The sequence below is a fragment of the Streptomyces sp. NPDC006393 genome, from assembly GCF_040628575.1.
Lineage (GTDB): Bacteria > Actinomycetota > Actinomycetes > Streptomycetales > Streptomycetaceae > Streptomyces.
In genome coordinates this window covers 1-26,453 of the sequence record NZ_JBEXZD010000001.1, presented here as the reverse complement: position 1 = coordinate 26,453, position 26,453 = coordinate 1, and the positions used below count along the sequence as shown (strand labels likewise).

Annotated in this window: 24 protein-coding genes and 1 pseudogene; 12 read left to right on the top strand and 13 right to left on the bottom strand. The window is 72.7% G+C overall.

Features of this window, described 5'->3' with window-relative positions; all coding sequences use genetic code 11:
- The first annotated feature begins 4 nt into the window (after nucleotides 1–4).
- Together ABZ484_RS00125 and ABZ484_RS00120 are read left to right on the top strand one after the other, a co-directional pair.
- Nucleotides 5–535 (top strand): GNAT family N-acetyltransferase, encoded by a 531-nt coding sequence (locus tag ABZ484_RS00125; RefSeq protein ID WP_358863596.1) that lies wholly within the window; start codon nucleotides 5–7, stop codon nucleotides 533–535.
- A 28-nt stretch (nucleotides 536–563) separates the two neighbouring features.
- On the top strand, nucleotides 564–1,034 hold the full coding sequence (locus ABZ484_RS00120) for a hypothetical protein (RefSeq protein ID WP_358863595.1): 471 nt from the start codon (nucleotides 564–566) through the stop codon (nucleotides 1,032–1,034).
- A gap of 16 nt (nucleotides 1,035–1,050) precedes the next feature.
- Here the strand turns inward: ABZ484_RS00120 and ABZ484_RS00115 are convergent, their stop codons facing one another.
- A complete protein-coding gene (locus tag ABZ484_RS00115; protein WP_358863594.1) occupies nucleotides 1,051–2,493 on the bottom strand; it encodes a M1 family metallopeptidase in 1,443 nt (480 codons plus the stop codon).
- A 7-nt stretch (nucleotides 2,494–2,500) separates the two neighbouring features.
- On the opposite strand from ABZ484_RS00115, the gene ABZ484_RS00110 reads away from it, so the two are divergent.
- Nucleotides 2,501–3,001, top strand: coding sequence for a hypothetical protein (locus ABZ484_RS00110; RefSeq protein ID WP_358863593.1), 501 nt, complete (start codon nucleotides 2,501–2,503; stop codon nucleotides 2,999–3,001).
- Between the two features lie 37 nt (nucleotides 3,002–3,038).
- On the opposite strand, the gene ABZ484_RS00105 is transcribed toward ABZ484_RS00110, so the two are convergent.
- Nucleotides 3,039–3,677, bottom strand: coding sequence for a hypothetical protein (locus ABZ484_RS00105; protein ID WP_358863592.1), 639 nt, complete (start codon nucleotides 3,675–3,677; stop codon nucleotides 3,039–3,041).
- A 5-nt stretch (nucleotides 3,678–3,682) separates the two neighbouring features.
- A complete protein-coding gene (locus tag ABZ484_RS00100; protein WP_358863591.1) occupies nucleotides 3,683–4,372 on the bottom strand; it encodes a pentapeptide repeat-containing protein in 690 nt (229 codons plus the stop codon).
- A gap of 137 nt (nucleotides 4,373–4,509) precedes the next feature.
- On the opposite strand from ABZ484_RS00100, the gene ABZ484_RS00095 reads away from it, so the two are divergent.
- Nucleotides 4,510–5,700: an NAD(P)-binding protein gene (locus ABZ484_RS00095; RefSeq protein ID WP_358863590.1), complete on the top strand. Its 1,191-nt coding sequence runs from the start codon at nucleotides 4,510–4,512 to the stop codon at nucleotides 5,698–5,700.
- 38 nt (nucleotides 5,701–5,738) lie between these two features.
- Nucleotides 5,739–7,319 (top strand): MFS transporter, encoded by a 1,581-nt coding sequence (locus tag ABZ484_RS00090; RefSeq protein WP_358863589.1) that lies wholly within the window; start codon nucleotides 5,739–5,741, stop codon nucleotides 7,317–7,319.
- Between the two features lie 99 nt (nucleotides 7,320–7,418).
- Here the strand turns inward: ABZ484_RS00090 and ABZ484_RS00085 are convergent, their stop codons facing one another.
- The 3 genes from ABZ484_RS00085 to ABZ484_RS00075 all read right to left on the bottom strand — a co-directional run bounded on the left by ABZ484_RS00085 (nucleotide 7,419) and on the right by ABZ484_RS00075 (nucleotide 12,333).
- On the bottom strand, nucleotides 7,419–10,055 hold the full coding sequence (locus ABZ484_RS00085; RefSeq protein WP_358863588.1) for a glycosyl hydrolase: 2,637 nt from the start codon (nucleotides 10,053–10,055) through the stop codon (nucleotides 7,419–7,421).
- Nucleotides 10,056–10,213: 158 nt separating this feature from the next.
- A complete protein-coding gene (locus ABZ484_RS00080; RefSeq protein WP_358863587.1) occupies nucleotides 10,214–11,647 on the bottom strand; it encodes an FAD-dependent oxidoreductase in 1,434 nt (477 codons plus the stop codon).
- The gene (locus tag ABZ484_RS00075) at nucleotides 11,644–12,333 is read right to left on the bottom strand and encodes a rhomboid-like protein (RefSeq protein WP_358863586.1); all 690 of its coding nucleotides are present in this window, start codon (nucleotides 12,331–12,333) and stop codon (nucleotides 11,644–11,646) included. The genes ABZ484_RS00080 and ABZ484_RS00075 overlap by 4 nt, the downstream gene beginning before the upstream one ends.
- Nucleotides 12,334–12,343: 10 nt before the next feature.
- On the opposite strand from ABZ484_RS00075, the gene ABZ484_RS00070 reads away from it, so the two are divergent.
- The 3 genes from ABZ484_RS00070 (at nucleotide 12,344) to ABZ484_RS00060 (ending at nucleotide 15,554) form a co-directional block, all read left to right on the top strand.
- Entirely contained in the window at nucleotides 12,344–13,255 is a 912-nt protein-coding gene (locus ABZ484_RS00070; protein WP_358863585.1) for an aminoglycoside phosphotransferase family protein, read from the top strand.
- Nucleotides 13,256–13,377: 122 nt separating this feature from the next.
- The gene (locus ABZ484_RS00065; protein WP_358863584.1) at nucleotides 13,378–14,439 is read left to right on the top strand and encodes a right-handed parallel beta-helix repeat-containing protein; all 1,062 of its coding nucleotides are present in this window, start codon (nucleotides 13,378–13,380) and stop codon (nucleotides 14,437–14,439) included.
- Between the two features lie 86 nt (nucleotides 14,440–14,525).
- Entirely contained in the window at nucleotides 14,526–15,554 is a 1,029-nt protein-coding gene (locus ABZ484_RS00060; protein ID WP_358863583.1) for a methyltransferase, read from the top strand.
- An 84-nt stretch (nucleotides 15,555–15,638) separates the two neighbouring features.
- Here ABZ484_RS00060 and ABZ484_RS00055 read toward each other — a convergent pair whose 3' ends face one another.
- The 7 genes from ABZ484_RS00055 to ABZ484_RS00025 all read right to left on the bottom strand — a co-directional run bounded on the left by ABZ484_RS00055 (nucleotide 15,639) and on the right by ABZ484_RS00025 (nucleotide 21,089).
- Complete coding sequence (locus tag ABZ484_RS00055; protein WP_358863582.1) at nucleotides 15,639–15,971, bottom strand: TcmI family type II polyketide cyclase; 333 nt, start codon at nucleotides 15,969–15,971, stop codon at nucleotides 15,639–15,641.
- Between the two features lie 70 nt (nucleotides 15,972–16,041).
- Entirely contained in the window at nucleotides 16,042–16,524 is a 483-nt protein-coding gene (locus tag ABZ484_RS00050) for an SRPBCC family protein (RefSeq protein ID WP_358863581.1), read from the bottom strand.
- 2 nt (nucleotides 16,525–16,526) lie between these two features.
- A complete protein-coding gene (locus tag ABZ484_RS00045; RefSeq protein WP_030164875.1) occupies nucleotides 16,527–16,784 on the bottom strand; it encodes an acyl carrier protein in 258 nt (85 codons plus the stop codon).
- A 95-nt stretch (nucleotides 16,785–16,879) separates the two neighbouring features.
- A complete protein-coding gene (locus tag ABZ484_RS00040; protein ID WP_358863580.1) occupies nucleotides 16,880–18,127 on the bottom strand; it encodes a ketosynthase chain-length factor in 1,248 nt (415 codons plus the stop codon).
- Nucleotides 18,124–19,392: a beta-ketoacyl-[acyl-carrier-protein] synthase family protein gene (locus ABZ484_RS00035; protein WP_358863579.1), complete on the bottom strand. Its 1,269-nt coding sequence runs from the start codon at nucleotides 19,390–19,392 to the stop codon at nucleotides 18,124–18,126. Before ABZ484_RS00035 ends, ABZ484_RS00040 begins: the two co-directional genes overlap by 4 nt.
- Nucleotides 19,389–19,859 (bottom strand): cupin domain-containing protein, encoded by a 471-nt coding sequence (locus tag ABZ484_RS00030; protein ID WP_358863578.1) that lies wholly within the window; start codon nucleotides 19,857–19,859, stop codon nucleotides 19,389–19,391. The genes ABZ484_RS00035 and ABZ484_RS00030 overlap by 4 nt, the downstream gene beginning before the upstream one ends.
- A gap of 87 nt (nucleotides 19,860–19,946) precedes the next feature.
- Nucleotides 19,947–21,089 carry a SchA/CurD-like domain-containing protein gene (locus ABZ484_RS00025; protein WP_358863577.1) on the bottom strand — a complete coding sequence of 381 codons (1,143 nt, stop codon included), beginning with the start codon at nucleotides 21,087–21,089 and terminating at the stop codon, nucleotides 19,947–19,949.
- Nucleotides 21,090–21,388: 299 nt separating this feature from the next.
- On the opposite strand from ABZ484_RS00025, the gene ABZ484_RS00020 reads away from it, so the two are divergent.
- The 4 genes and pseudogenes from ABZ484_RS00020 to ABZ484_RS00005 form a co-directional block, all read left to right on the top strand.
- On the top strand, nucleotides 21,389–23,050 hold the full coding sequence (locus ABZ484_RS00020; RefSeq protein WP_358863576.1) for an FAD-dependent monooxygenase: 1,662 nt from the start codon (nucleotides 21,389–21,391) through the stop codon (nucleotides 23,048–23,050).
- A gap of 82 nt (nucleotides 23,051–23,132) precedes the next feature.
- Nucleotides 23,133–23,942 (top strand): universal stress protein, encoded by an 810-nt coding sequence (locus tag ABZ484_RS00015; protein WP_358863575.1) that lies wholly within the window; start codon nucleotides 23,133–23,135, stop codon nucleotides 23,940–23,942.
- Nucleotides 23,943–24,130: 188 nt separating this feature from the next.
- Complete coding sequence (locus tag ABZ484_RS00010; protein ID WP_358863574.1) at nucleotides 24,131–26,032, top strand: glycoside hydrolase family 15 protein; 1,902 nt, start codon at nucleotides 24,131–24,133, stop codon at nucleotides 26,030–26,032.
- Nucleotides 26,029–26,453 (top strand): annotated as a pseudogene (locus ABZ484_RS00005) (glucose-6-phosphate dehydrogenase); the annotation flags it as partial. The gene ABZ484_RS00010 and the pseudogene ABZ484_RS00005, both read left to right, overlap by 4 nt.

Sequence of the window (26,453 nt, the reverse complement as noted above, 5' to 3'; positions counted from 1 at the left end):
ACGGGTGATCATCGAGCCCCTGTCCGTCTCCCCGGACCACGGCCTGCCCGGCGAGCTGCTGACCGAACTCACCGCTCTCTACGCCTCCAACCGCGACTTCCACGCCCTCAGCGGCGAGTTCCCCGACCCGGACGACATCCGACCGGAACAGGTGGCGACCGCCCTGGCCGACGATCTGGCCGGCCCGGACGCGGAGGCGCTGCTCGCCCGCAGCGAAGGCCGTCTGGTGGGCATCGCGATCACCCTCGCCCACCATCCCGACCCGGCCGACCCTGACCCGTGGATCGGTCTGCTGATGGTGGACGCGAACGCTCAGCGGCGGGGTCACGGAAGGCGGTTGGCGGGCCTGGTCGAGGACCGCTTCCGCGCCGCGGGCCGCACCGCCGTGCGCCTCGCCGTGCTGGAGAACAATCCGCGCGGCCTCGCCTTCTGGACCGCCCTCGGCTACGAGGTCATCGGCCACCGCCCGGACCTGCAACTCCAGCGGCCCTGCGCGGTGTTGCGCAAGGAACTGGGCCGGCCCGGGTCGGCGTGAGCGCGCTGCGGCCGGGCACCATGTGCGGATGGACTGGACGACCCTGGCCGGTACGGGGCTCGGCGCGCTCGTCGGTGTCACCTCGACGCTCCTCGCCGACCGCGTGCGCTGGCGGCGCGACCTGGCCGAACGCACCCGGCAGGAGCGCAAGGAGATATACGTGACCTGCCTGACGAAGTACCGGCAGGCCTACGAGGCCATGCACACGGCCGCCGTCACGCACCGCGGGCAGCCGGGGCAGGCCCTGGAATCGGCCGTGCGGGAGGCGTTCCGGTCCTCCGGGTGCGACGAGGTGCGCGAGTCGGCGCTGATCTGCGCGCCGGAGGCCATGGCGGACGTCATCGAGGCCGTCTACACGACCCTGCGGGACCTGCTGGAGGCGTTCGCCACCGGCAGCCCGCCGTGGGACTCCGCCGAGCTCCAGGAGGAGCGGCTGAAGCACGCACGGGCCGTGTGGGCCGCCCGTGCGGCGATGCGGCGGGATCTGCGGCGGGTGTGACCGCCGCGGGCCCGGGTCAGGGACGGGCGGGCTTGCCGTCGCCGTACAGCCAGTCCTTCCAGATCTCGCTGAAGTCCTTGCCCGGGGCCTTCTTCTCGACGTACGAGGTGAAGTCGGCGGTGGTGGCGTTGCCGTGGCGGTGGGCGGCGGCCCAGCCCTGGACGATGTCGTAGAAGGCGTCGTCGCCGGCCTTCTGGCGGATCTTGTGCAGGACCATCGCGCCGCGTTCGTAGACGGGGTGGGCGGAGATGTGCGCGGCGTCGCTCGGTCTGGCCGGCGGGAAGGCCCAGAGCTCCTCGGGGTCGACGTTCTCGTCCTCGCCCCGGTAGAGCGCGTCGAAGGTCTGCTGCGCGCTCGGGCCGCCGTGGTCCTCCTCCCACAGCCACTCCGCGTACGTCGCGAAGCCCTCGTTGAGCCACATGTCCCGCCACGACGCCGGGGTGACGGAGTCGCCGAACCACTGGTGGGCGAGTTCGTGCACGAGGGTGCCGGTGCCGGGGGCGCCGGGGAAGACGGGCCGGTTCTGGGTCTCCAGGGCGTAGCCGGCGTCCTCACCGCGGTCGACGACCATGCCGGTGGAGGAGAAGGGGTACGGACCGAAGTTGTACTCCTCCCACTCGATGATCTCGGGGAGCTTCGCGAGCACCGCGCGGCTCGCCGCCTCCTGGGTGGGGTCCACGGCGGCGTACACCGGCAGGTGGTTCTTCAGCACCGAGCGAGTGATCTTGTAGTGGCCGATCGCGACCATGGCGAGGTAGCTCGCCATCGGCTCGGCGGTGTGCCAGTGGTACGTCGTCCGGTCCCCGCTGGTCGTCGTGGACTTCAACTCGCCGTTGGAGACCGCCTGGAGCCCCTTGGGCACGGTGACCTCGACGTCGTAGGCGGCCTTGTCCGAGGGGTGGTCGTTGCCGGGGAACCAGGCCATCGAGCCGACCGGTTCGCCGAGGGCCAGAGCGCCGTCTGCGGTGTACAGCCAGCCCTCCTTGGAGCCGTCGGGGTCGGTGAGGGTCCGCGGGGTGCCGGAGTAGCGGACCGTCACGCCGAACGTCTCGCCCTTGTCCAGTTCGCCGTGCGGGCGGACGGTCAGCTCCTGGCCCGCCCGCTGGAAGCGGGCGCGCCGTCCCTCGACGGTCACGCCCTGCACCGTCAGCCCCTTGAGGTCGAGGTCGAAGGCGGAGAGGTCCTTGGTGGCGCGGGCCGTGATCCGGGCCGTGCCGGTGAGCCGGCGGTGGTCCGGGTCGTAGGCGAGGGTGAGGCCGTAGTGGGTGACGTCGTACCCGCCGTTGCCCGCCTTGGGGAAGTAGGCGTCGCGCACACCGGAGCCGCCCGGGGTGCCGTGGACACCGCCGTCACAGGCGGTCAGGGCGAGGGCGAGGACGGCCGTGCCGGCGACTGCGGCTCGGGCAACCGGTGCGGATCGGTACACATGTGCGATCTTATGCGGCGGGCGTGACACCATCTGCTACGTGCTCGACATCGGCTACGCCCTCTCCAACCGCTTCCCCGATCCGCCGCAGACGGACTACCGCCGCGTGGACGTCCATGCCCTGCGCCACGACCTGTTCTGCGGCGATGTGTACCTGGCGGACACCGAGGCGGACCGGGAGGTCGCCACGGCCTGGGGCTGGGTGCCCGTGCTCGACTTCGCCTGGGCGCTGTGCGACATCGTGGAGCGGCTGGACCGGGACCCGGCCGGCTCGCGGGCGGCGCGGCCGCAGCGGGCGGAGCTGGACTTCACCGAGTCCACCGACCGGATGCTCTTCGAGCGCCGCTTCGGCTGGGTGGACATCGAGGCCGACTGGATGCCGGCCGAGGAGTCCCCGCTCACCTTCTCCCACTCCGAACTGCGCCGCGAGGCCCGGGACTTCCTGCACGACCTGATCGCCGACCTGACGGACATGCACGACGACCTGGCCGAGAACCCGGCGATCTGGACCCTCCAGGCCCGCTTCCCCCGCCTGCCGTGAGCCACGACCCCGGCCCGGGCGGCCGGTCCGCCTGCCGTCAGATCCGCGCGGTGGGCCGCTGGGCTCCGCCGAGGAGGACCAGGTCGTCGGCCGTCGTCTCGTACGGCAGCTCGCCCTGCGCGAGGTAGCGGTAGCCGATGGTCAGGCGCGGGGCGTTCAGGCGCAGGCAGTCCATCGCGTCGAAGTGCTGCGCCTCGGCGAAGACGTACCGCCCGTCCTCCCCGTCCTCCGGGTCGATGGGTATGCCGCGCAGGACCGACTCCAGCGCCGCCCGGTCCACCGGGCCGGCGGCGAGCGGCAGGAAGGCGTCCGGGTCGGCGCCCGTCGGCTCGGGCCACTCGAACCGGGGCTCGACGCTCGGCGGATCCTCTCCATCGGCCTCCGGCTCGTCGAAGTAGCCGGGGAAGGAGTCGTAGGAGTGGCACAGGTCGCCGTCCTCGTACAGCGTCATCACGAGGACGTCGGAGTCGAAGAGGTACATGCCCAGCGCGGGCGCCGCGAACAGCTTGCTCAGCGGCCCGGCGAGATCGAGCCCGGAGGTCTCCGGGTCCGGGTAGATCACCGTGTGCTCCGGTCCCGCCGGCAGCGCGTACCCCCTGACGCCCTGGCCGTCCAGAAGCGGCACGACCGCCTCGCACGCCCGCGCCACCAGCACGTTCCCGTAGAACGAACCCATTTACGTCATCCCTCCACCCGGAGCCCCAGCTCCGCCGCCAGGACCGGCGCCAGGTCGAGCAGCTGGCCGGTGCTGATCACCGCTCCCGCCAGCCGGTCCACGCCGGCCGCGATCTCCAGCGGCGCGGCCCCGCGCAGGTCCACGTCCGTGAGCGTCACCGCGCTGAGGTCCACGCCCTTCAGCGCGCAGTCCAGGAACTCGACCCGCTCCAGCCGGGCTCCCGCGAAGTCCGGCTCGACGAGGACGCAGCCCTCGAAGACGACGTCCCGCAGCTTCGCCTTGCGCAGATTCAGATAGTCGATCTTGCCGCCCCGGATCCACACCCGTTCCAGCACCGCGCCGTGCAGCTGCGTCCCGCCGAGCCGGGCGTCGGCCAGCTCCACGTCGCGCAGCGTGGACTCGGCGAGGTCGGTGCCCACGCCCCGTACGCCGGTGAGGACCGAGTCGAGCAGGCGCGCGTGTCGCAGTGACGCGTCGTCCAGCGCGCAGCCCCGCAGCGCGCAGTCCATGAAGCGGGCGCCCGCGCCGTCCTGCCCGGCGAAGTCCGTGTCCCGGAACTCCAGCCCGTCGTAGTCCCCGTCCGGTGACAGCGCGCCGCCGCCGTACGCCTCCAGCGCGGGCAGCCGCACCTCCGGCCGCCGCGCGGCCTTCACCGCACCGCGCCCGCCCGCCCCGCCGTTCGTTCTCCTCGCCATGACCTCATGCTGCACCCCACCACTGACAACGCGACTGACCTGCGCGAACACCCGCGATGTCACAAACCGGGGCGTTGGGGAGTCGTAACCGGCGAAGGCGCAAGCGACCGGAACCCGACCAGAGGGAGAGCCCACCCATGCACCGCATCACCGTCATCGGCGGCGGCCTCGCCGGGCTGACCGCGGCGATCTCCGCCGCCGAAGCGGGCGCCAAGGTCACCGTGTACGAGGCCCACCACACGCTCGGCGGACGGGCGCGGACGGCGGAGGGACCGTACCGGACGAACGACGGCCCGCACGCCCTCTACAACGGCGGCCCGCACTGGGCCTGGCTCCGCCGGCGCGACCTCATCGGGCCGCTCGGCCCGCTGCCGCCGCTGGAGGCCACCCGGCTCCGGCTGCGGCACCAGGGCGCGCTGCGCCGCACCCCGCCCTTCCCGATGCTCAAGCTGCTGCGCCGCGGACTGCCGCAGGCGCCCGTCGACGCCGACTTCCTGACCTGGGCGACCGGCATCGCGGGGGAGGAAGGGGCCCGCGCCGCCGCCCACTACAGTGCCGTCGCCCTGTTCCACCACGACCCGGGCGCGCTGTCGGCCGCCTTCGTGCAGGAGCGGCTGCGGCGCGCCACCAAGCTGCCGCCCGAGGCGCACTACCCGCGCGGCGGCTGGGCGAGCGTGGTCGACCGGATGGCCGCCCGCGCCTGGAACCTGGGCGTGCGGATGGAGACCCTGTCCCGCGTCGACACACTGCCCACCGACACCCCCGTCGTCGTCGCCACCTCCCTGGACGCCGCCCGCCGGCTCCTCCGCGACGACTCGCTGACCTGGCCCAGCGGCCGTACGGCCCTGATCGACCTGGCGGTGCGCACCCGTCGCGGCGACGCGTTCGCCGTCTCCGACCTGGACGCGCCCGGCTGGATCGAGCGCTTCACCGCGCAGGACCGCACCCTCGCCCCCGCCGGTGAGCAGCTGATCCAGGGACAGATCCCGCTCGCCCCCCACGAGTCCCGCGCCGACGGCGTCGCCCGCGCCGAGGAACTGCTCGACCTGGGCTTTCCCGGCTGGCGGGAGCGGGTGACCTGGCGGCGGGAAGCGGTCGCGAGCGGACGTACCGGGGCCGTGGACCCGCCCGGCACCAGCTGGCGCGACCGGCCGGCCGTCGACCGCGGCGACGGCGTCTACCTGGCCGGCGACCAGGTCGCCGCGCCCGGTGTCCTCTCGGAGGTCTCCTTCACCAGCGCCCTCACCGCGGTCACCCTCGCCCTCGGAGCGCCCGGCCTCGGCCGCCGCCGGGGACACCGGGGCCATGCCGACCTCAAGCAGGCTTGAGATGTGCGATTCGCCCGGTTTCGTGGTCTTCTGGCGGCATGAGTATCACCCGAAAAGGTGAGTCCTCCCCCAAACATCCCCCACACCGGCGCCAGGGAAGCCGTGCCGGTCCGTTGCTCCACAGGCACGCGGCGCACCCTCCCCGGCACGCCCGACCCGCCGACGCCCACCGCTGGTGGGCCCTTGTCGTGATCGCGCTCGCGCAGCTGATGGTCGTCCTGGACGCGACCATCGTGAACATCGCGCTCCCCTCCGCGCAGCACGCCCTGCGCATCTCCGACGGCAACCGTCAGTGGGTGGTCACCGCCTACACCCTCGCCTTCGGCGGACTGCTCCTGCTGGGCGGGCGGATCGCCGACCTGGTGGGGCGCAAGCGCACGTTCGTCATCGGGCTCGTCGGCTTCGCCGCCGCCTCGGCGCTCGGCGGCGGCGCCACGTCCTCGGGCATGCTCTTCGGCGCCCGCGCGCTGCAGGGCGCCTTCGCCGCCGTGCTCGCCCCGTCCGCGCTGTCCCTGCTGACCACGACCTTCACCGACCCGAGAGAGCGCGGGAAGGCGTTCGGCATCTACGGCGCCCTCGCGGGCAGCGGCTCGGCGATCGGCTTCATCGTCGGCGGCCTGCTGACCGAGTACCTGAACTGGCGCTGGTGCCTGTACGTCAACGTGCCCATCGCCGTCGTCGCGGTGCTCGGCGCGTGCGCCCTGCTGCACGACCGGCCGGGCGACCCGGGCGCCCGCCTGGACGTGCCGGGTGCCGTGCTGGGCTGCGGCGGACTGGTCGCCGTCGTCTACGGGTTCAGCGAGGCCCAGCCGCGCGGCTGGACCGATCCGCTGGTGCTGGCCCTGTTCGCGGCGGGGGCGGCCCTGCTCGCGGGGTTCGTGACCTGGCAGACCCGGGCGCCGAGGCCGCTGCTGCCGCTGCACGTGATCCGGGAGCGCAACCGGGCCGGCTGCTTCCTGACCATGCTGCTGGCCGTGATCGGCATGTTCGGGCTGTTCCTGTTCATGACCTACTACCTCCAGGGCATCCTCGGCTACTCGCCGCTGCGGACGGGCCTGGCCTTCCTGCCGCTGACCGCGGCGATCGTCATCGGCTCCACGCAGGTCTCGGCCCGGCTGCTGCAGCGGGTGGCACCGCGCGCCCTCATGGTCCCCGGCATGGTCCTGGCGGCGGGCGGCATGCTGCTCCTGACCCGGCTGACGGTCGCCTCGCACTACACCTCCGAGGTGCTGCCGGCGCTGCTGCTGATGGGCCTGGGCATGGGCCTGACCTTCATGCCGGTGTTCGCCACCGCGACCGCGGGCGTCGCCGTCCGGGACTCGGGCGTGACCTCGGCGACGGTGAACACCTCGCAGCAGGTGGGCGGTTCGATCGGGACCGCCCTGCTCAACACCGTCGCCACGACCAGCAGCGCCGCGTACATCGCCGCCCACCTGCACAGCCCGGCGGACCGGGCCCGGGTGGTACCGGAGGGTGTGGTGCACGGCTACACCGTCGCCATCTGGTGGGCCGCCGCCGTCATGCTCCTGGCCGGTCTGGTCGCGGGCCTGATGGTGAACGCGCGGGCGCCCGGGAACACACGTCCGGCGCGGGAGGCCGTACCCGAGTCGGTGGTCTGACCGGCGCCGAAGACCCGCGAGGGGCGAGGGAGGGTCCCGAGTCGCACTCGGGACCCTCCCGCCGCGCTACCGGCACCGCACGACCGGCGGACGCCGCGGTCAGCGCAGGCGTCGCGAATCGATCGCCCAGATGCCCCGCCCGTGCGTGGCCGCGTACAGCAGTCCGTCCGGGCCGGTGCGCAGCTGCATGACCGCGGTCGTCGGCAGGTTGCCGCCCGCCACCTGCCAGCCGTGCGACCTCGGCGTCCGGACCAGGACACCGAGGTCGGTGCCCAGCACCACCGTCCCGCCCGGCAGCAGCGCCACCGAGTTCGCCGGGATGTCCGGCAGGTTGCCGGAGACGTCCTTCCAGGTCACTCCCCCGTCCCGGGTCTCGAACAGGTGACCGACACCCGCGCCGGGGCCCTCGGTCCACTTGCGGGAGAAGCCGTTCACGGCGAGGAGCACGTGGTTCGCGTCGGCCGGGTCGATCGCCAGCCCCGACAGGTACCGGTTCGGGACGGTCCCGTCCACCGGCAGGGTCAGCTCGTGCCAGCCCGTGCCGTCGGCGTTGCCGACCGCGATGCCCCGCGCGAAGCCCTGGTTGTTGCAGGGCCCGCACCAGGCCGCGTACACCTTGCCCCCGGAGGAGGCGACGGCCGTGGCGGTGCGGCCCTCACCGAGGTCGTACGCCCCGGACCACTCGCTGCCGCTGCGGATCGCCCACCCCTTGGTGTTGACCCACACGTGCCGGCCGCCCGCGACCCAGGTGTTCTTGTCCTTGATGTCGGCGTTCAGCGGGGCGATGAAGCGGGCCTCGCCGGTCGCGTTGTCGGGCGGTGCCACGGACCAGGTGGTCGCCTTGGCCGGGTCGGTGGACCAGGAGCCGTCGTTCACCGCGCAGTTCTGGGTGACCGACACCGCCAGGTAGACGTACTCCTGCGCGGTGTTGCAGCCGTTGGCCGGGTCGGTGATCGTGTCGCCGCCGTCGCCGCCGAAGTTCGAGCCCATCACGCGGTCGTGCGGGCGCAGGATCGACTGGCCGTTGTCCTGGAGGCCGCCGGTGACGTCGACGCCCCGGCCGGCCGGGTCGGTGCCGACGCCGACCGAGTAGTACTGGAGGGCGTCCATCGTGCCGTCGTTGAGCGAGGTCCAGTCGGTGGCGTGGCCCTCGGCGTCGGCGCTGCCGTTCAGCGGGCGGCGGTAGGCGCCTCCGTCGTCGCCGACGACGACGTAGGAGCGGCCGTGGTCGCTGCCGATCGCCACGGCGTGCTGGTCGGCGTGGACGGTGGGCGGGCAGGATCCGGACTGCCTGGACGGGTCGATGGACCAGCACTTGAAGCCGAAGTTCCAGTACGGTCCGGGGACCGTCCAGGACGTGCCGCCGTCCTTCGTCTCGAAGACCTCCTCCAGACCCGCGTAGACGTGGTCGGGGTTCTTCGGGTCGACGGCGAGGAACTCGTTGTACCAGGCCTGGATGCCCGGCTGGTATCCGTCGCCGGTCAGCGCCGAGCCGGAGTCGCGCAGCTGCTTGTAGTCGGCGATCCTCGTCCACGGCCCGGTCGGCGAGCCGGACTTCGAGACGAAGACGCCTTCCAGGCCGCTGTCGGGGTTCTCGTTCGTCTGCTCGGGCGACTGGTCGATCGCGTAGTAGCGGGAGCCGTCCGCGCTGCGCGCGAAGGTGACGTTGCCGACGTCCGCGCTGTCGCTCGGCAGGTCACCGAGCCCGGTCAGCCGCTGCCAGCCGTTCTTGCCCTTGCTGTAGAAGCCGTTGTAGTCGTCGCCGCCGCGCCAGCCGACCGCGAGGACGACCTTGTCCGGGTCCTTGGGGTCGACGGCGATGTCGTTGGCGATGTTCTTGTACGCGGCGTCCGGGTCGGCCGCCTTCGCACCGCCGGGCAGATAGTCCGGGTTGGGGGCGAACTCCAGCTTCCACGGGCCCTTCAGCGTCCGCGTCGAGTGGCTCCACACACCCCGCGTGGTCGCCGCCCACACCTTGTCGCCGGCGAACCGCAGCGCGTGGATCGACGTCGACTCCAGCTCGTCGCCGCCGACCCGGTCGCGCCGGCCGAAGCTGCCGTGCCGCGGGTCGTCCAGGACGTAGACGCCGGTGCCGAGGAACGCGGTGGAGCTGGTGTTGGCCTCACCGGTGGCGTACCAGAGCCGGCCGCGGCCGTCGAGCTCCAGGTCGCCGGTGGACAGCGCCGGGAGCCGGTCGGAGATCTCGGTCCAGTGGCCGCCGCCGGTGCGGGAGCGGAAGACGCCGCCGTTGGCCGAACCGGCGTACACATAGCCGTGGTCGTCGGCGGCCAGCCCGGTGACCCGGCCGGTGACCCGGCCCGCACCACCGCTGGAGTTGGAGTTGACGTCCCGGTAGCGGGGGTCGTCGGAGTCGTAGGGAAGCCGGGTGACGTCCCGCCAGCTGCCGCCGGTGTGCGGCAGGTTCCGCAGCGACTCGTAGGCCGCTCCGTACGCGCCCGGCGCCACGATGCCGGGCGAGGTGCGGGCCTCGGCGTACTGGTCGGCCTGCTCGGCGATCTCCTCGCCCTCGCCGCCGTCGTCGTCGCCGCCGTCCTCGGCGAAGGGTGACACCCCCTGGTCCCGCTCGTGCAGCTGGGCCTGGTGGCGCAGGGCGCGGACACCGAAGGAATCGGTGCCGCGTCCCGCCGCCTGGGCCTGAGTGATGGTCAGTCCTAGTGCGGCGGTGGTGACGAGTACCGCCGCCGTGCGTCTTCTGTGCCGGCTTGTGGCCGCCATGAAGTGCCCTCCCCTGGGAGCCGTGGCGTAGGTGAACACACATACGGCACACAGCTTCTTGGGAACGGCAGCGACAGGAGGTGCTCGTGACGGCAATCAAGGCGTAAAGATTCCGCCGGGCCGTCCGAGCCGTGCGGGGAAAGGTGTTTGACGAGTCGTCAGTGCCGTCCGGCCACGCGGTCGGCGATCCGGGCCAGCCGGGAGGAGCGGGCGCGGTGGGTGAGCGCCTCGCGGCGGTCGGCCGTGCGGTAGGTGGCGTACATGCCCTGCACACCCAGCCAGCGCAGCGGCTCCGGCTCCCACCTGCGCACCTTGTGGTTCACCCAGGGCAGGTCGGTCAGCTCGGTGCGGCCGCCCTGCCCGGAGTCCTGCTGGACCAGGTCGCGCAGGGTGCGGGCGGCGAGGTTGGTGGTGGCCACGCCCGAGCCGACGTAGCCGCCGGCCCAGCCCAGGCCCGTCGCACGGTCCAGGGTGACGGTCGCGCACCAGTCGCGCGGCACCCCGAGGACCCCGGACCAGGCGTGCGCGATCCGCACCCCGGCCAGGGCGGGGAAGAAGCCGACGAGGATGTCCCGCAGCGCCTCAACCGTCTCCCGCTGGGTGCGGCCGTCGTTGTCGGTGCGTGAGCCGAAACGGTACGGCACTCCGCGCCCGCCGAGCGCGATCCTGCCGTCGGCGGTGCGCTGGGCGTACATGTAGGCGTGCGCCATGTCGCCGAGCGTCTCGCGGCCCGACCAGCCGATCGCCTCCCACTGCCCCTCGCTCAGCGGCTCGGTCGCGATCATCGAGGAGTTCATGGGCAGCCAGGTGCGCCGCTGGCCCTTGAGGGAGGCCGTGAAGCCCTCGGTGCAGCGCAGCACGTAGGGGGCGCGGACGGTGCCGTACGGGGTGACCGCGTGCTTGGGGCGGATCTCCGTGACCGGTGTCGCCTCGTGGATGGTCACCCCGAGCGCCTCCACGGCCGCCGCGAGGCCCTTGACCAGCTTCGCCGGGTTCAGCCGGGCGCCGTGCGGGGTCCAGGTGGAGCCCACCGCGTCGGCGACCCGGATCCGCTCGGCGGTCTCCCGGGCGCCGTACAGCTCGCGGTCCTTCTCGCCGTAGCCCAGCTCGTGCTCGTGGAAGGCCTTCAGACGGGCCAGCTGGGCGGGGGTGCGGGCCACTTCCAGCACGCCGCCCTTGTGGACGTCCGCCTCGACACCCTCCTCGGCGGCGACGCGGATCACCTCGTCCACGGTGTCGTTCATGGCCCGCTGGAGGCGTACGGCGGCCTCGTGGCCGTGCAGCCTCGCGTACCGGTCGCGGCCGGCGACACCGTTGTAGAGCCAGCCGCCGTTGCGGCCGGAGGCGCCGTAACCGCAGAACTTCTGCTCCAGGACGGTGATCCGCAGGAAGGGCGCCGCCCTCTTCAGGTAGTACGCCGTCCACAGCCCTGTGTACCCGCCGCCGACGATCACCACGTCGGCGCTCGCGTCCCCGGTCAGCGGCTCCCGCACCGCCGGGAGGCCGTCGTCCGCGAACCAGAAGGAGATACCGCCGTTCACCGTGCCGCCGTTCACGATGCCGCCGCCCGCGGCACTTGCCGAGCTGCTCATGGGCGGGACGTTAACCTCTGGGAGCCGTCGGTGTCTCCTTCGGATTCCGTGCTTTTCCGCGCTCGTCCGCGGCCCGGGACCAGCGGGAAGCAGGCCAGTCCGATCAGTACGGAGGTGAAGTGCCCGAGATCGGTGAAGGTGCGCCCGGTCAGCAGCGGCACCCCGAAGTAGACGAGCGCGGCGACGGCGTACAGGTACCGCCAGGGACGCGGGAACCCGTACGTCAGCACCCCCACCACCCCCGCGAACGCGTAACTCACGCCGATGTCGAGCGTGTTGACGGCCGACTCCGGGGCCATGCCGCGCCGGATCGCCCACAGCAGCGCGCCCTCGCTGATCAGCGTGGCCAGCACGTGCGCGGCCGCGCACACCAGCAGCCAGCGCAGCGTGCCCAGCCGGCGCTCGGCCTGCGCGTGGAAGACCGTGTACAGGGCCACGTACGGCACCCACCGGCCGCTCGGGATCCACATCGCGCTGGCGAAGAGCACCCGCACCGGGTTGTCCGACAGCTCATGAAGGTTCGTCGAACGCTGCCGCAGGAAGTCCTCCTCGAACTGAGGCGACATGTGGTGCAGGGCGACGGTGGTGAGGAACAGGATCAGCAGCCAGACGTACGTCCCCGGGGCGCTGCGGACGTATTCCGCCACCGCCCGGAACCCGCGCCGAAACCGGATGACCCCGTTCACACGCGCCAGTATGGTCGGGAAGGTGATCGAGGTGCCCGCCGAGCTGGCCGCTTCTCAGGAGAAATTCAACGGGGCGGCGGGCCGGGCGTTCGTCGCCGGCCTGCCGCGGCGGGCGGCCGGTTTCCTGCGGCGCTGGGAGCTGCGCGTCGACGGCCCGCCGATGTACGGGGTGTGCGCGCTGGTCCTTCCGGTGGTCCGCGCCGACCGCACACCGGCCGCGCTCAAGCTCCAGCTCCTGGACGAGGAGAGCGCGGGTGAGCCGGTGGCGCTGCGGGTGTGGGACGGCGACGGTGCCGTACGGCTGCTGGAGCACGACGAGCCCACCGGCACGCTGCTGCTGGAGCGGCTGGACTCCTCCCGTGCGCTGACGCATGTGCCGGACACCCGTGAGGCCGTCGCGGTCATCGGCGACCTGCTGGCCCGGCTGACCTCCGTGGCCGCCCCGGCGGGGATACGCCGGCTGGGTGACATCGCACGGGGCATGCTGGAGCGGACGCCACGGGCCCTGGAACGCGTCCCGGACCCCGCGGACCGCCGGCTGCTCGCGGACTGCGCGGCGGCGGTACGGGAGCTCGCCGCGGAACCGGGCGACCGGCTGCTGCACTGGGACCTGCACTACGGCAACGTCCTCGCCGCCGGGCGCGGGGCCGAGGGCGGCTCGCGCGCGCCCTGGCTGGCCATCGACCCCAAGCCGCTGGCCGGCGACCCCGGTTTCGAACTGTTCCCGGCGCTGTGGAACCGCTACGACCCCGCCGAGACCGTCCGGCGCTTCGGCGCGCTGACCGGCGCGCTGGGGCTGGACCGGGAGCGGGCCCGCGCCTGGACGCTGGGCCGGGTGCTCCAGAACTGCCTGTGGGAGCTCGAGGACGGCCGGCCCGCGCGGGCCACGGACCTGGAGATCGGCCGAGCCCTGCGCGCCTGACCGCACTCGACCGCGCCTGACCACACTCGGCCGCGCCTGACCGCACGTGACCGCGCCCGCGACACGCCCTCGGACGGCCCACCCCCCAGTCCGGCGGCTTATCGGGTCATAGCGTACAGAATATGAAGAAACGCTACATCGCCTTGCTCGTGAGTTCGGCAGCGCTCGTCGCCTCCTGTGTCGCCGCCGCGTCTCCGGAGTCGGGGGGGCAGCGGACGCACACGGTGCACCCCGGAGAGTCGATTCAGAAGGCGGTGGACTCCGCCAAGTCGGGCGACACCGTGCTCGTGCTGCCCGGCACCTACCACCAGAGCGTCAAGGTGACGACGCCCGGCCTGATCCTGCGCGGCATGGGCAACGCCACCGTCCTCAAGCCGGCGACGAAGGCAGCGGACGACTGCGGCAAGCGCGGCAACGGCATCTGCGTGACCGGCTCCAAGACCAAGCTGCTCAAGGGTGTCACGGTCTCCGATCTCAAGGTGACCGGGTTCTCCCGCGCCGGAGTGATCGCCGTGGGCACCGACGGGCTGACCGTACGGCGCGTCACCGCCGAGAAGAACGCCGTGTGGGGACTCGCCGAGGAGCGCTCCGAGCACAGCGCGTACCGGGAGAACACCGTCCGCGACAGCGGGGACGCGGGCATCTTCCTGGCCAACACGATCACCGCCGAACAGGGCGCCACCGACACCAGGGGCACGCTGCTCACCGGCAACCGCGTGGAGAACAACCGGATCGGCGTCACCGTCCGCCGGCTGCGGAACCTGACCGTCACCGCCAACAACGTCACCGGCAACTGCGCGGGCGTCTTCGTCGTCGGCGACGAGAACAAGCCGAAGGCGGGCGCGCTGACCGTGCGCGGCAACCGGGTCGTGAAGAACAACAAGTACTGCGCCAAGACCGAGCGGCTGCCCTTCCTCCAGGGCTCGGGCATCGTCCTGACCGGCGTGGAGAAGACCGACGTCACCGGCAACGTGGTGACCGGCAACTCCGGCACCTCGCCCCTGTCGGGCGGCATCGTGCTCTTCAAGAGCTTCGTCGGGGCCACCAACGACAACAACCGGATCCGGGACAACTCGCTGCGCGACAACTCCCCCGCCGACCTGGTCGACCAGGAGACCGCCAAGCGCGGCAACACCTTCGCCCACAACTTCTGCCGGGCGTCCAAGCCGGCCGGGCTCTGCTGAGCCGCACCCCGCAGACCCCGCGCCGTCACCCGTAGCCCCCCGCACACCCTTCGCGGGACCGAGAAGCCAGAAGGAAGGAAGGCGGCATGACGACCGCTCACACCGCCCCACCGCCGTCCATGCGGCTCAGGGAGCTCGCGTTCGGCGCGGCCTGTGCCGCCGCCCTCCGCGCCGCCGCCCGGCTGGGCGTCGCCGACGCCCTCGGGGACGCCCCCGCCACCGTGGAGGACCTCGCCGCCGCGGTGAAGACCGAACCCAAGCCGCTGCGCCGCCTGCTGCGGGCGCTGACCTGCTACGGCCTCTTCACCGAGCGCCCGGACGGCACCTTCGCGCACACCGACATGTCCCGGCTGCTGCGCGAGGACGACCCCCACAGCCTGCGCAACATCTGCCTGTGGTGCACCGAGCCGTGGACCTGGGACGCCTGGCCGAAGCTGGACGAGGCGGTCCGCACCGGCCACAACGTGGTCGAGGACCTGTACGGCAAGGAGTTCTTCGTCTACCTCAACGAGGACGCCCCCGAGTCGGCGGACGTCTTCAACCGGGCCATGACCACCTCCAGCAAGCAGTCCGCCCGGGACGTGGCCGAGCTCCTGGACCTGTCCGGGGCCGCCTCGGTCGCCGACATCGGCGGCGGCCAGGGGCACGTGGTGGCCTGCCTGCTGGAGAAGTACCCGCACATGCACGGCACCCTGATGGACCTGCCGCGTGTGGTGGACCACGCCGACCCGCGGCTGCTGCCGGGCGGCGCCCTCGCCGACCGGGTGAGCATCGTGGCCGGTGACTGCCGCGAGGCCGTCCCGGTCCGGGCCGACGCCTACATCATCAAGAACATCCTGGAGTGGGACGACGACTCCACGGCCCGCTGTCTGCGCAACGTCATGGAGGCGGGCGGTCCCAAGGCGCGGGTGGTGGTCATCGAGAACCTCGTCGACGACACCCCGTCGATGCGGTTCAGCACCGCCATGGACCTGCTGCTGCTGCTCAACGTCGGCGGCGCCAAGCACACCACCGACTCCATGGTGAGCCGTCTTGAGGCGGCGGGCCTGGTCATCGACGACATCAGCCCCGTCAACCCCTACCTGCACGCCTTCGACTGCACCGTGCCCGCCTGACCGGCGGCACCACCCCCGGCGACGGCCGCCGGGCCCGCGGCATCGCGGGTCCGGCGGCCGTTGTCCGTCCGTCGTACGACGGCGTCAGCCCTGGCCGTCGCGCTCCCAGACGTAGAAGCGATGCGCCATGGCGTCCTTCGGCGAGCGCCATGTCTCGGGGTCGTACGCGCTGACGTACGCCGACAGCCGCTCGCTGATGCCCCGGAACTCGGGGTGGCCCGCCACCTTGGCGATGGCCGGGCCCGGGTCCCGGTCGGCCTCGACGAGGTGCATGTACACATCGCCGAACTGGAAGAGGCTGCGCCGGGTGACGCCGACCAGGTGCGGCAGCTCCCCCCGGTCGGACTCCTCGAAGATCTTCGCGATGTCCGGGGCCGACCCCGGGGCCATCCGGGCCACGATCAGGGCCTGGTGCATGAACGTTTCTCCTGTCGTCCGGTGCGGTTCGGTCGTCATCCGGTGCGGTTCGGTCGTCGTCCGGTGCGGCTCAGTCGGTGGTCAGGGCCGGCTCGGGCCGGCGTCCCGCGGCGGCCTTCTCGATCTTGTCGCGGATGAGGGCCATCTGGACCTTGGAGTTCTTGTTGATGTTGTCGGTCATCCAGTCGTCGTCGACCGGCGCCTCGGGCTTCATCGCGAAGTCCTGGGTCCACACCATCCGGGTGCCGGCGGGCACCTCCTCGTACCGCCACCGGATGTTCATGTACTCGAAGGGACCGGTCTCCACCCGCCGGGCGGTGACGGTCAGCGTGTCCCGGTCCGGCTCCCGCTCGGAGACCCAGCTCCAGACCGTGCCGTTCTCGTCGGGATGCATGGTCAGCCGGAAGGTGCACTTCTTCCCCTGCTGGGACAGGATCTCGGCGGAGGCGTACTCGCTGAACAGCTGCGGCCACTTCTCCACGTCGTTGGTCATGTCCCAGACCAGGTCCACCGGTGCGGCGATGGTGATCTCGTTCTCGGTGTGTCCGGCCATCTCTACGCTCCTGCCAGAAGGGTGCTGTTGACGAGGTCGAGGAACTTCCGGGGCGTCTTGCAGCGCTCCGCGTCGGGCGGCATCGGCAGGCCGTGCCGGTTCTCCAGTTCGCCCACGATGCCGAGCAGCCCGAGCGAGTCGATGCCGAGCTCCTCGAAGCCGGTGTCGGGCCGGTCCGCCAGCTCCTGCGGGCTGACGGTGATACCGGCCGCCTTCTTCATGAGTTCGGACAGTTCTTCCACGGTGATTCGGTCACTCATGCGGTTCCTCTCCTTGTTGCTCCCGGCCGCCCCCGATCGGTTCGGCGGCGTCCGGTCTCCCCCGCCGCCCCGCTACGGGGCGGCGGTAGTCGGGCTCACTCGTCCCCGGCGCCGTGCCGCAGCACCAGCGCCGAGTTCGAGCCCATGAGTCCCCGGCTGAGAACCAGCGCCGTACGCACCCGCGCTGCGCGGGCACCGCCGGTCACCAGGTCGAGGTCATGGCAGATGTCGTCGACGTTCGGGGTGGGCGGGATCAGCCCGTGCTCCATCGCGAGCACGGCCGCCGCCGTGTCCAGCACCGGTGCCGCGCAGTACGCCCGGCCCGTGCCCGTCTTGGGCGCCGTCACCGGCACCCGCCGGCCGTGGGCGCCCAGCGCGTCGGCGATGGCCTGGGCCTCCGCCCGGTCCGCCTCGGGCACACCGAGGGCGTCGGCGAAGACGACGTCGACCTCCTCCGGGGCGCAGCCGGCCTCCGCCAGGGCCCCGCGGATCGCCTCCGCCAGCCCCTGCCGGGACAGCTCCCAGCGGGACGCGCCGGTGAAGGTCGCCGCGTGCCCGGCGACGGTGGCCCGCACGGGCACACCCCGCTCCCGGGCCGCACCCGCCTCCTCCACCACGAGCATCGCGCCGCCCTCGGCGGGCACGAACCCGCACGCCGCCTCGGTGAACGGCCGGTACGCGCGCCGCGGGTCCGTCACCGCGCTCAGCTCCGGATAACCGAGCTGGCACACCATCGAGTACGGGGCCAGCGGCGCCTCGGTCGCACCGGCCACTATCGCGTCCGTGCCGCGCCGCACCGCCCGTGCCGCGTGCGCCAGGGCGTCCACACCGCCCGCCTCGTCGGCGGCCACCACCGAACAAGGCCCCTTGAAGCCCCGCCGGATGGAGATCTGGCCGGTGCTGGCGGCATAGAACCAGGCGATCGACTGCCAGGGACCCACATAGCGGCGGCCCTGGCCCCACAGCTTCTGCAGCTCCCGCTGGCCGAACTCGCCGCCACCGGACCCGGCCGCCGTCACCACGCCCGCCGCGAACGGCGCCGCCTCGGTGTCGGAGCGGCCCAGCCGGGCGTCCTCCAGGGCCGCGTCGGCCGCGGCCATCGCGAAGTGCGTGAACCGGTCGGTCTGGACGAGCAGGCGCTCCTCGACCGCCGCCGCCGGGTCGAAGGACCGCACCTCGCCGGCCACCTTCAGCGGCAGGTGCTCACAGCCCTCCCGGGTCACCCGGTCCAGGACGCTCACGCCCTCCTGAGTGGCCTTCCAGAAGGTCTCGGTACTCGTTCCGTTGGGCGCCACGACACCGATACCGGTGACGGCCGCCCGCCGTTGACGGGGTGCGCTCATCGTGCCTTCTCCCTCGGCCGGGTCAGGATCACCGCGGACTGGAAACCGCCGAACCCGCTGCCCACGGAGAGCACCGCGTCCAGCTTCCGCTCACGCGCCACCCGCGGGACGTAGTCCAGGTCGCACTCGGGGTCGGGCGTCTCGTAGTTCGCGGTCGGCGGGACCGCCTGGTGGGCCAGCGCCAGCACGCACGCCACCACCTCGATCGCCCCGATCGCCCCCAGTGAGTGCCCCACCATCGACTTGATGGAGCTCATGGGCGTGTCGTAGGCGTGCCGGCCCAGCGCCCGCTTCACCGCGGCCGTCTCGTGCCGGTCGTTCTGACGGGTGCCGGAGCCGTGCGCGTTGACATAGTCGATCGCGGTGCCGTCCAGCCGGGCGTGGGCGAGGGCGGCCTCGATCGCCCGCGCCATCTCCAGGCCCTCACTGGTCAGACCGGTCATGTGGTAGGCGTTGCCGAAGGTGGCGTAGCCGCTCAACTCGCAGTAGACGTGGGCGCCCCGGGCCCTGGCGTGCTCCAGTTCCTCCAGCACCAGCACCGCGCCGCCCTCGCCCATGACGAACCCGTCACGGTCGTTGTCGAAGGGCCGGGAGGCGTGCGCCGGGTCGTCGTTGTTCGGGGACGTGGCCTTGATCGCGTCGAAGCACGCCATCGTGATCGGGGATATCGGCGAGTCCGACGCGCCGGCTATGCAGATGTCGGCCCGGCCCTCCTCCACGGTGTGCAGGGCGTACCCGACGGCGTCCAGGCCGGAGGTGCAGCCCGTGGAGACCGTCTGCACCGGCCCGCGCACCCCGAACCGCTCGGCCACCGTCGAGGCCAGGGTGCTCGGCGTGAACGCCCGCTCCAGATGGGGCCGGGCCCGCTCGTGGTCCACGTCCCAGCGCTCACCGCCGTGGCTGACCAGCACGTAGTCGTTCTCCAGCCGCGTGGTGCCGCCCACCGCGGTGCCCAGGGAGACCCCGATCCGCCAGGGATTCTCCCCGGCGAGGTCCAGCCCCGAGTCCCGTACCGCCTCCGCCCCGGCGACCAGCGCGAACTGTATGTACCGGTCGCAGCGCGCCACCTGCTCCTCGTCCAGCCCCAGGGCCGCCGGATCGAAGTCGCACTCGGCGGCTATCCGGGACCGCAGACCGGCCGGGTCGAAGAAGGTGATGCCCCGCGTCGCGGTGCGCCCGTTCGCCAGCAGGTCCCAGAACGCGCGGACGCCGATCCCGCCCGGCGCCACGATGCCTATGCCCGTGACCGCGACCCTCCTGGTCATGACCGGACCTCTGCCGTATCGGACTCCTGACCGGCCGCCTCGGCCTGTCCGGCCCCGGCCCCGGCCGCGACCGGAACCGTCTCCGTGCCCTCGGTGTCCACATGGCCCAGCTGCGGGCGCGGCGCCAGCGGCCCGAGGTGGAACACGATCCGCGCCTCCACCTTGCCCACGTTGCGGAACCGGTGCCGCATGTAGGCCGGGATCATCAGACCCTGTTCCGGCCGCAGCGCATGCGGGTCGCCGTCCAGGTCCACCTCCAGATCACCGCAGACGACGTACACGAACTCCTCGGAGTAGGGGTGGTAGTGCTCACCGATGCGGTCGCCGGGCTGCACGATGGCCACGCCCATGAAGCCGCTGGTGGAGCCGACCGTGGCCGGGGTGAGCATGGCGCGCAGATCGCCTCCGCGCCTGACGTTGGGCTCGACCTCGCTGAGATCCACGATTCTGGGTCGGGGTTTGATCACGTCGTCCTCCGGTGGTGTGGTACGTCGGCTTGCGTCGGCGTCGGCCTGCGTCGGCGTCGGTGCCGGCTCGCGCCGGGCCGCGCGGACTCAGGCGTCCGGCGCGGACCGGCGGTCGGTGATGAGGTCCATGCGGGCGAGGGTGAGCAGCCGGGCCAGGTCGCCGTCCTTCTTCGCGGCGCCCTCGTCGAGCAGCGTCGTCAGCTCCGCCACCTGCGCGGCGTCCGGCAGCCCCAGCGCGGCCGCCGGGTCGGCGTCCAGACCGCCCCGGACGTCGATGAGCCGTACGACCACGTCGTCCCGCTCGTAGACCGTGCTCTGGAGCACCGGGCTGCGCGGATCGTCCGCGGCACGCTCGTCCTGCCGCGCCAGCAGCTCGGCCAGCCGCATGCCCATGCCCGTCCGCGCCGGGTAGTACAGGGCGTGCCGCTGGGCCTGCTCGATGTCCTGACCGCTCGTCACGTGATGCACGGCCGGCAGCGCCGCCCGGGTGAAGAACACCCGTACGGACTCCTGGTCGTGGAAGTCCCGGTGCTGCTCCAGATACGGGTTGATGGCCTCCTCGACGGCGCGGATCTCCGGCTGCCGGGCCACGTGCCGCAGCGCCGCCAGCAGGTCGCCGCGGACCTCGATGGCGCGCACGACCCGGTTGCCGTGCATGAACAGCGAGGTGCGGCACAGCCGGGTGGTGTCGTCGACCCGCGCCTCGGGCGACTTGTAGTTCGCGAGCAGCTCGGCGACCTTGCGCTCGCTGCCCGGCTTCACGGTGAAGGTGAGCGCGTGCCGGATCACCCCGTCGCCGATCCGCGGCGAGGCCTGGAGCCGCCGCTCGCCGGACGCGGACCGCGCCTCCTCGCCGCCCGTCTCCCGGACGATGTGGAAGCGCAGCGACCGGGTGTCCCGGATGCAGCTGTGCATCGGCTCCACCATCCGCACGTGCTCCTCGCTGTTCACCCAGGCGAGGAACGGCGGCGCGCTCTCCCACTCGCTGGTGATGAGCCACTGGGAGGGGTTCTCGATCGACTGGCACAGCTGGTCGCTGACGTGCCCGGGCACGGACGCGACCTGCTTGCCCATCTCCTCGTACGCCTCCAGGAACTGCTGCTGGGCGCCGTCGTAGACGTCCACCAGCAGCACGACCCGGAGCCGGGAACCGTCGAAGACGGACTGGGACACACGTTTCGAGGCCTGCTGCTCGGTCGGATCTGAAACACGCTCAGAGATGGCGGTCATCTGCGTACGTCTCCTTGACGGGGGCTCGGCGGTCTGCGGTGAACGGACGGAGAGTCGGAGGGAAGGCGAGCGCCGCGCCGCGGATGACGCGACGTCAGCGTGATCTCGATCCTGTGCCGGGTGCGATCCGCGCGCGACTCGTGTGCACCACGTGGGTGATCACACGGGTGATTGAGCCCGCGAACGCACGCGGACCGGTCCCCCACCGGGCATGGAACTTCCGACGCGCCCGCGGACACGGACCCCGCGCCCCGCCCCTCACACACACCGCACCCCGCACCCCCGCCCTGGAGGCATCGATGCACCAAGAAGCCGACCACCGGGTACCCGTCCTCATCGTCGGCGGCTCCCTGGTGGGCCTGTCCACCTCGCTGTTCCTCGGCCGCCTCGGCGTGCCGCACATGCTGGTCGAACGGCACTCCGGCACCTCCATCCACCCACGCGGACGCGGCAACAACGTACGGACGATGGAGCTGTACCGGGTGGCCGGCATCGAGCCGGCCATCAAGACCGCGGCATCGCTCCTCGCCGACAACCACGGCATCCTCCAGACCCCGACGCTGGTCGGAGACGCCGGCGAATGGCTGTTCAAGCACATCGACCCGGGCGGCGGCATCGCGCGCTTCAGCCCCACCGGCTGGTGCCTGTGCAGCCAGAACGACCTGGAACCCGTCCTGCTGGAGAGCGCCCGCGCACTCGGTCCGGGCGACCTGCGCTACTCCCACGAGATGGAAGGCTTCGAACAGGACGGCGAGGCGGTCACCGCGGTCGTACGCGACCGCGCCACCGACGAGCGCTACACCGTCCGCGCCGACTACCTCGTCGCCGCCGACGGTCCGCGCAGCCCGGTCCGCCGCGCCCTCGGCATCGGCCAGACCGGCCCCGGCGACCTGTTCGCCAACGTCAGCGTCACCTTCCGCTCCAAACTCCTCGCCGACGTCGTCGGCGAGCGCCGCTTCATCTGCTGCTACCTCACCCATCCGGACGCCGACGGCGCCCTGCTCCCCGTCGACAACAAGGAGCACTGGGTCTTCCACGCCCCCTGGCACCCCGAACACGGCGAAACCCTCGACGAGTTCACCGAGGAACGCCTCCAGCGCCACATCCGCCGCGCCATCGGCGCCCCCGACCTCGACGTCGAGATCACCGGTAAGGCCTCCTGGCGCGCCGCCGAACGCGTCGCCGACCGCTACCGCGCCGGCCGTGTCCTGCTCGCCGGGGACTCCGCGCACGAAATGTCCCCCACCGGCGCCTTCGGCTCCAACACCGGCATCCAGGACGCCCACAACCTCGCCTGGAAACTCGCCGCCGTCCTCGACGGCTGGGCCGGCCCCGGCCTGCTGGACACCTACGACACCGAGCGCCGCCCGGTGGCCCTGGCGACCAGCGCCCGCGCCTCCGCCCGCTCCGTCGAGCACAGCCACCCCGGCTTCGCCCCCGCGCCCGGTGTCGGCGGCGGCAAGCGCGGCGGGATCCTGGGCGTCGTCCTCGGATACCGCTACCCGCACGGCGCGGTCGTCGGCGCCGCCCCCGGCCAGGAGGTCGTCCCCGAGGGCATGCGCCTGACCGGCGAACCGGGCAGCCGCGCACCCCACATGTGGCTGCGCCGCGACGGCGAGCGCGTCTCGACCCTCGACCTGTACGAACGCTCCCTGGTCCTCCTCAGCGACGCCCGCTCGGGGGCGGGCTGGCACGCGGCGGCCCGGCGGATCGCCGAGGACACGGGCGTACGCCTGGTCCCGTACCGCATCGGGGCGGACGCCGGCGCCGACCTCGTGTACGACACCCAGGGCGCCGAGGGCGAGGAGGCACCCGACTGGGCGCGCACCCACGGCACCACGGCCGACGGCGCGGTCCTGGTCCGCCCGGACGGCTTCGTGGCCTGGCGCACGGCGAGCGCCGTACCCGACCCGGAGCGGGTGCTGCGGGAGGTCCTGGCGACGCTGCTGCGCACCCCCTGACCTCGCGGGACACCGAAATGCCGCCCGCGCCCCGGGACGCGGGCGGCCGCCGACCCAGAAGTGCACGAGGAGTGGAGGAGCCGTGGGCAGCCTGGTCGTCGTGGGAGTGGACGGCTCGTCGTCGAGCAACGCCGCGGTGGTACAGGCCGCCCGGGAAGCCCGGCGGCGCTCCGCGAAGCTCCGGGTGGTGCACGCCTTCAGCTGGCCGGTGGGGCCCATGTACGCGCCGCTGGACCCGTCGCCGCTCAACCACCTGGCGCACGACGCCGCACAGCTCGCCCGGAGCGTGGCGCCCGGCGTGGAGGTCACCGGCACCGTGATGATCGGCGGTGCGGTGTCGGTGCTGGAGGCCGAGTCGCGAGCCGCGGACCTCGTGGTCGTCGGCAGCCGGGGCATGGGGGGCTTCATCGGCATGCTGCTGGGTTCGACGGCGGTGTCCCTGGCCGCCCATGGCGAGTGCCCGGTGATGGTGGTCCGCGAGGAAACGGATCACACCGGGCCCATCCTGCTGGGAGTCGACGGCTCCCCGCACGGCGAGGCCGCGATCGAGTTCGCCTTCGCCGAGGCGGCACTGCGCAAGACCGAGATCCTCGCCCTGCACGCGTGGCTCCCGGACCACGCGCCGGCCGGTACGGGCCTGGAGAGCGCGGAGCGCCTGCCCGCTCTGGCACTCGCCGGCCGCGGGGAGAAGTACCCGGACGTCACGGTCGGACAGGACGTGGTGAGCGGCGACACCCGCGAAGTCCTGATCGAGGCCAGCAGAACCGCCCAGCTGGTGGTCGTCGGGGCCAGGGGGCGCGGCGGCTTCTCCGGACTGCTCCTGGGTTCGGTGAGCCAGGCGCTGCTGCACCACGCGCACTGCCCGGTCACCGTCGTCCGCGGCAAGGCCTGATCACGGGCCGGCGGAGTGACGCGCTGCCACGCGCTGCCTCCGGACGGTCGGGTCGCGAGCCGGCCCGGACCTTGAGACAGTGGCAGAAGTGAGCGACTGACGCCGTACGCCGGAGCCGACGGCCGATGCCCGTCCGGACCCGCGCGGCGTGCCGGACGGTACTCCCGGCTCCGCGGAAGCGAGGAGCCATGCACGATCCCGACCCCCCGTTCCGGCCGGTCCGCAGACGGGACGGCTACCTGCCGCTGGAGGATCTCGGCCTCGTCGGAGACGGTACGACGGCCGCGCTCGTCGGCCTGGACGGATCGATACCGTGGATGTGCCTCCCCCGGTTCGACTCCGAACCCTTGTTCTGCGGCCTGCTCGACCAGGCACGCGGCGGGCACTTCACCGTCGCCCCGGAGGACCTGGTGGAGGCCCGGCAGCGCTACGAGCCCGACACCGGCGTACTGACGACCGAGCTGCGCAGCACCACCGGCCTGGTGCGCCTCACCGACGCGCTGCTCCTGCGACCCGGCGCCGACCTCACCGACGACCTTCCCGCCGGACGGTGCCAACTCGTCCGATCGGCCGTGGTCCTGTCCGGACACGTCCGCCTGCACGTGACGGTGGAACCCCGCGGCGGCGGCACGGCGCAGGCCCTGTTCAGCGGCCTCGAACTCAGACCCTCACGACGGCCCGGCCTGCGCCTGCACCTGCGCTCCAACCGCCCCCTGACCGGCCTGCGCACCACCCACGACCTGGGCCAGGGCGAACACCTGGACCTCCTTCTGTCCTGGGGCCGCTTCCACCGCCACCACCGGTACGAAGCCGACGCGATGCTGGCGGACACCGCCGACGCGTGGCGGCGATGGATGAAGCACTTCACCTACTCCGGGCCGCAGGAGGCACTGGTCCGACGCGCCGCCATCACCCTGAAGCTCTGCGACGACTGGGCCAACGGCGCCCTGGTCGCGGCACCCACCTCCGCCCTGCCCGCCCCGGTCGGCGGAACCCGCAACTGGGACTACCGCTACGCCTGGATCCGGGACGCCGCCTACGCCGTGTTCGCCCTGCGGCGCATCGGCTTCACCGGCGAGGCGGACGCCTTCCTGGGCTGGGTCCTCGACGCCGTCGAGCACAGCCGCAGCCCCCGCATCATGTACACCCTCGACGGCGGCCTCGTACCCGACGAGACCGAGGACGCCGAGTTGGAGGGATACCGTCGCTCCGCCCCGGTGCGATGGGGCAACGGCGCCGCCGACCAGCGCCAGCACGACCTCTACGGCGAGATCCTCGACTGCGCCGACCAGTGGCTGCGCACCGACCAGTGGCTGCGCGAGGGCAGGCAGGTGCAGCCCGCGCTGTGGGCGGGCCTGGCAGGCCTGGCCGACACCGCGGAGCAGGCCTGGCGCCAACCCGACCAGGGCATCTGGGAGGTGCGCAGCGAGGGCCGCGCGTTCACGTACTCGGCCGGGATGTGCCAGGTGGCCCTGGACCGGGCCGCCGCCATCGGCGAACGGCTCGGCCTGCCCGGGCGGACCACCGTCTGGCGGGCCTCGGCCGAACGGCTGCGCCGGGTCATCCTCGAGGAGTCCTGGGACGAGGACGCCCAGACGCTCAGCGCGCACCTGGACGGCGGCGGCGTCCTGGACGCCAGCCTGCTCGCGCTCCCCCTGCGCCGGGTGGTGCCGGCCGACCACCCGCGGATGGCGGCGACCACCGCCGCCGTCGCCGAGCGCCTGTCCGCCGGTGACGGCCTGCTCCACCGCTACCTGCTCCATGAGTCGCCCGACGGCATCCCGGGCGACGAGGGCGCCTTCGTCCTGTGCAGCTTCTGGCTGGCCGACAACCTCACCGCCCAGGGCCGGATCGACGAGGCCGAGGAGCTCTACACCTCGCTGTGCGCCCGTGCCAGCCCGCTCGGGCTGCTGCCGGAACAGATCGACCCCGCCTCCGGAGAGTTCATGGGCAACTTCCCCCAGGCGTTCAGCCACATCGGCGTCATCGCCGGCGGCGTGAACCTCGCCCGGGCGAGGGCAGGCGCCCTGGCCGACGCGGAGGCCCGGGCAGACGCGGAGGCCCTGGCGGACGCGGGCGCCCTGACATGATCGACCGGCTCGCCGTCTTCGGCGCGACAGGAGACCTCACCGCTCGCTACCTCCTGCCCGCCCTGGCCGCGCTGCGGGCCGCGGGACACCTCCACGACGGCTTCCGGCTCACCGGCGCGAGCAGGGAGGACTGGGACAGCGACCAGTACCGCGCGTGGGCCGCCGGGCAACTCGACCAGCACGGCGCCTTCTGCCCCGCCGACGCCAGAAGGGCCGTCGCCGCCTCGGCCCACTACCGGCAGGCCGACGTCACCGACCCCTCGGACGTCGCCGCGGTCGTCGCCGGTGACGACCCGGTCGCCGTCTACCTCGCCCTGCCCCCGGCGCTCTTCCCGCACCTGGTCACCGCCCTGCACGACGCCGGCCTGCCGCCGGGCAGCCGGATCGTCCTGGAGAAGCCGTTCGGCGAAGACCTGGCGAG

Bases quoted from the DNA above. Each gene is read 5' to 3' on its own strand.
- ABZ484_RS00115 (WP_358863594.1), bottom strand. From the start codon at position 2,493: ATGGTGTCACGCCCGCCGCATAAGATCGCACATGTGTACCGATCCGCA.
- ABZ484_RS00080 (WP_358863587.1), bottom strand. From the start codon at position 11,647: ATGAGCAGCTCGGCAAGTGCCGCGGGCGGCGGCATCGTGAACGGCGGC.
- ABZ484_RS00100 (WP_358863591.1), bottom strand. From the start codon at position 4,372: ATGGCGAGGAGAACGAACGGCGGGGCGGGCGGGCGCGGTGCGGTGAAG.
- ABZ484_RS00070 (WP_358863585.1), top strand. From the start codon at position 12,344: ATGGTCGGGAAGGTGATCGAGGTGCCCGCCGAGCTGGCCGCTTCTCAG.
- ABZ484_RS00045 (WP_030164875.1), bottom strand. From the start codon at position 16,784: ATGAGTGACCGAATCACCGTGGAAGAACTGTCCGAACTCATGAAGAAG.
- ABZ484_RS00060 (WP_358863583.1), top strand. From the start codon at position 14,526: ATGACGACCGCTCACACCGCCCCACCGCCGTCCATGCGGCTCAGGGAG.
- ABZ484_RS00025 (WP_358863577.1), bottom strand. From the start codon at position 21,089: ATGACCGCCATCTCTGAGCGTGTTTCAGATCCGACCGAGCAGCAGGCC.
- ABZ484_RS00035 (WP_358863579.1), bottom strand. From the start codon at position 19,392: ATGACCAGGAGGGTCGCGGTCACGGGCATAGGCATCGTGGCGCCGGGC.
- ABZ484_RS00085 (WP_358863588.1), bottom strand. From the start codon at position 10,055: ATGGCGGCCACAAGCCGGCACAGAAGACGCACGGCGGCGGTACTCGTC.
- ABZ484_RS00095 (WP_358863590.1), top strand. From the start codon at position 4,510: ATGCACCGCATCACCGTCATCGGCGGCGGCCTCGCCGGGCTGACCGCG.
- ABZ484_RS00055 (WP_358863582.1), bottom strand. From the start codon at position 15,971: ATGCACCAGGCCCTGATCGTGGCCCGGATGGCCCCGGGGTCGGCCCCG.
- ABZ484_RS00105 (WP_358863592.1), bottom strand. From the start codon at position 3,677: ATGGGTTCGTTCTACGGGAACGTGCTGGTGGCGCGGGCGTGCGAGGCG.
- ABZ484_RS00020 (WP_358863576.1), top strand. From the start codon at position 21,389: ATGCACCAAGAAGCCGACCACCGGGTACCCGTCCTCATCGTCGGCGGC.
- ABZ484_RS00090 (WP_358863589.1), top strand. From the start codon at position 5,739: ATGAGTATCACCCGAAAAGGTGAGTCCTCCCCCAAACATCCCCCACAC.
- ABZ484_RS00050 (WP_358863581.1), bottom strand. From the start codon at position 16,524: ATGGCCGGACACACCGAGAACGAGATCACCATCGCCGCACCGGTGGAC.
- ABZ484_RS00120 (WP_358863595.1), top strand. From the start codon at position 564: ATGGACTGGACGACCCTGGCCGGTACGGGGCTCGGCGCGCTCGTCGGT.
- ABZ484_RS00010 (WP_358863574.1), top strand. From the start codon at position 24,131: ATGCACGATCCCGACCCCCCGTTCCGGCCGGTCCGCAGACGGGACGGC.
- ABZ484_RS00040 (WP_358863580.1), bottom strand. From the start codon at position 18,127: ATGAGCGCACCCCGTCAACGGCGGGCGGCCGTCACCGGTATCGGTGTC.
- ABZ484_RS00065 (WP_358863584.1), top strand. From the start codon at position 13,378: ATGAAGAAACGCTACATCGCCTTGCTCGTGAGTTCGGCAGCGCTCGTC.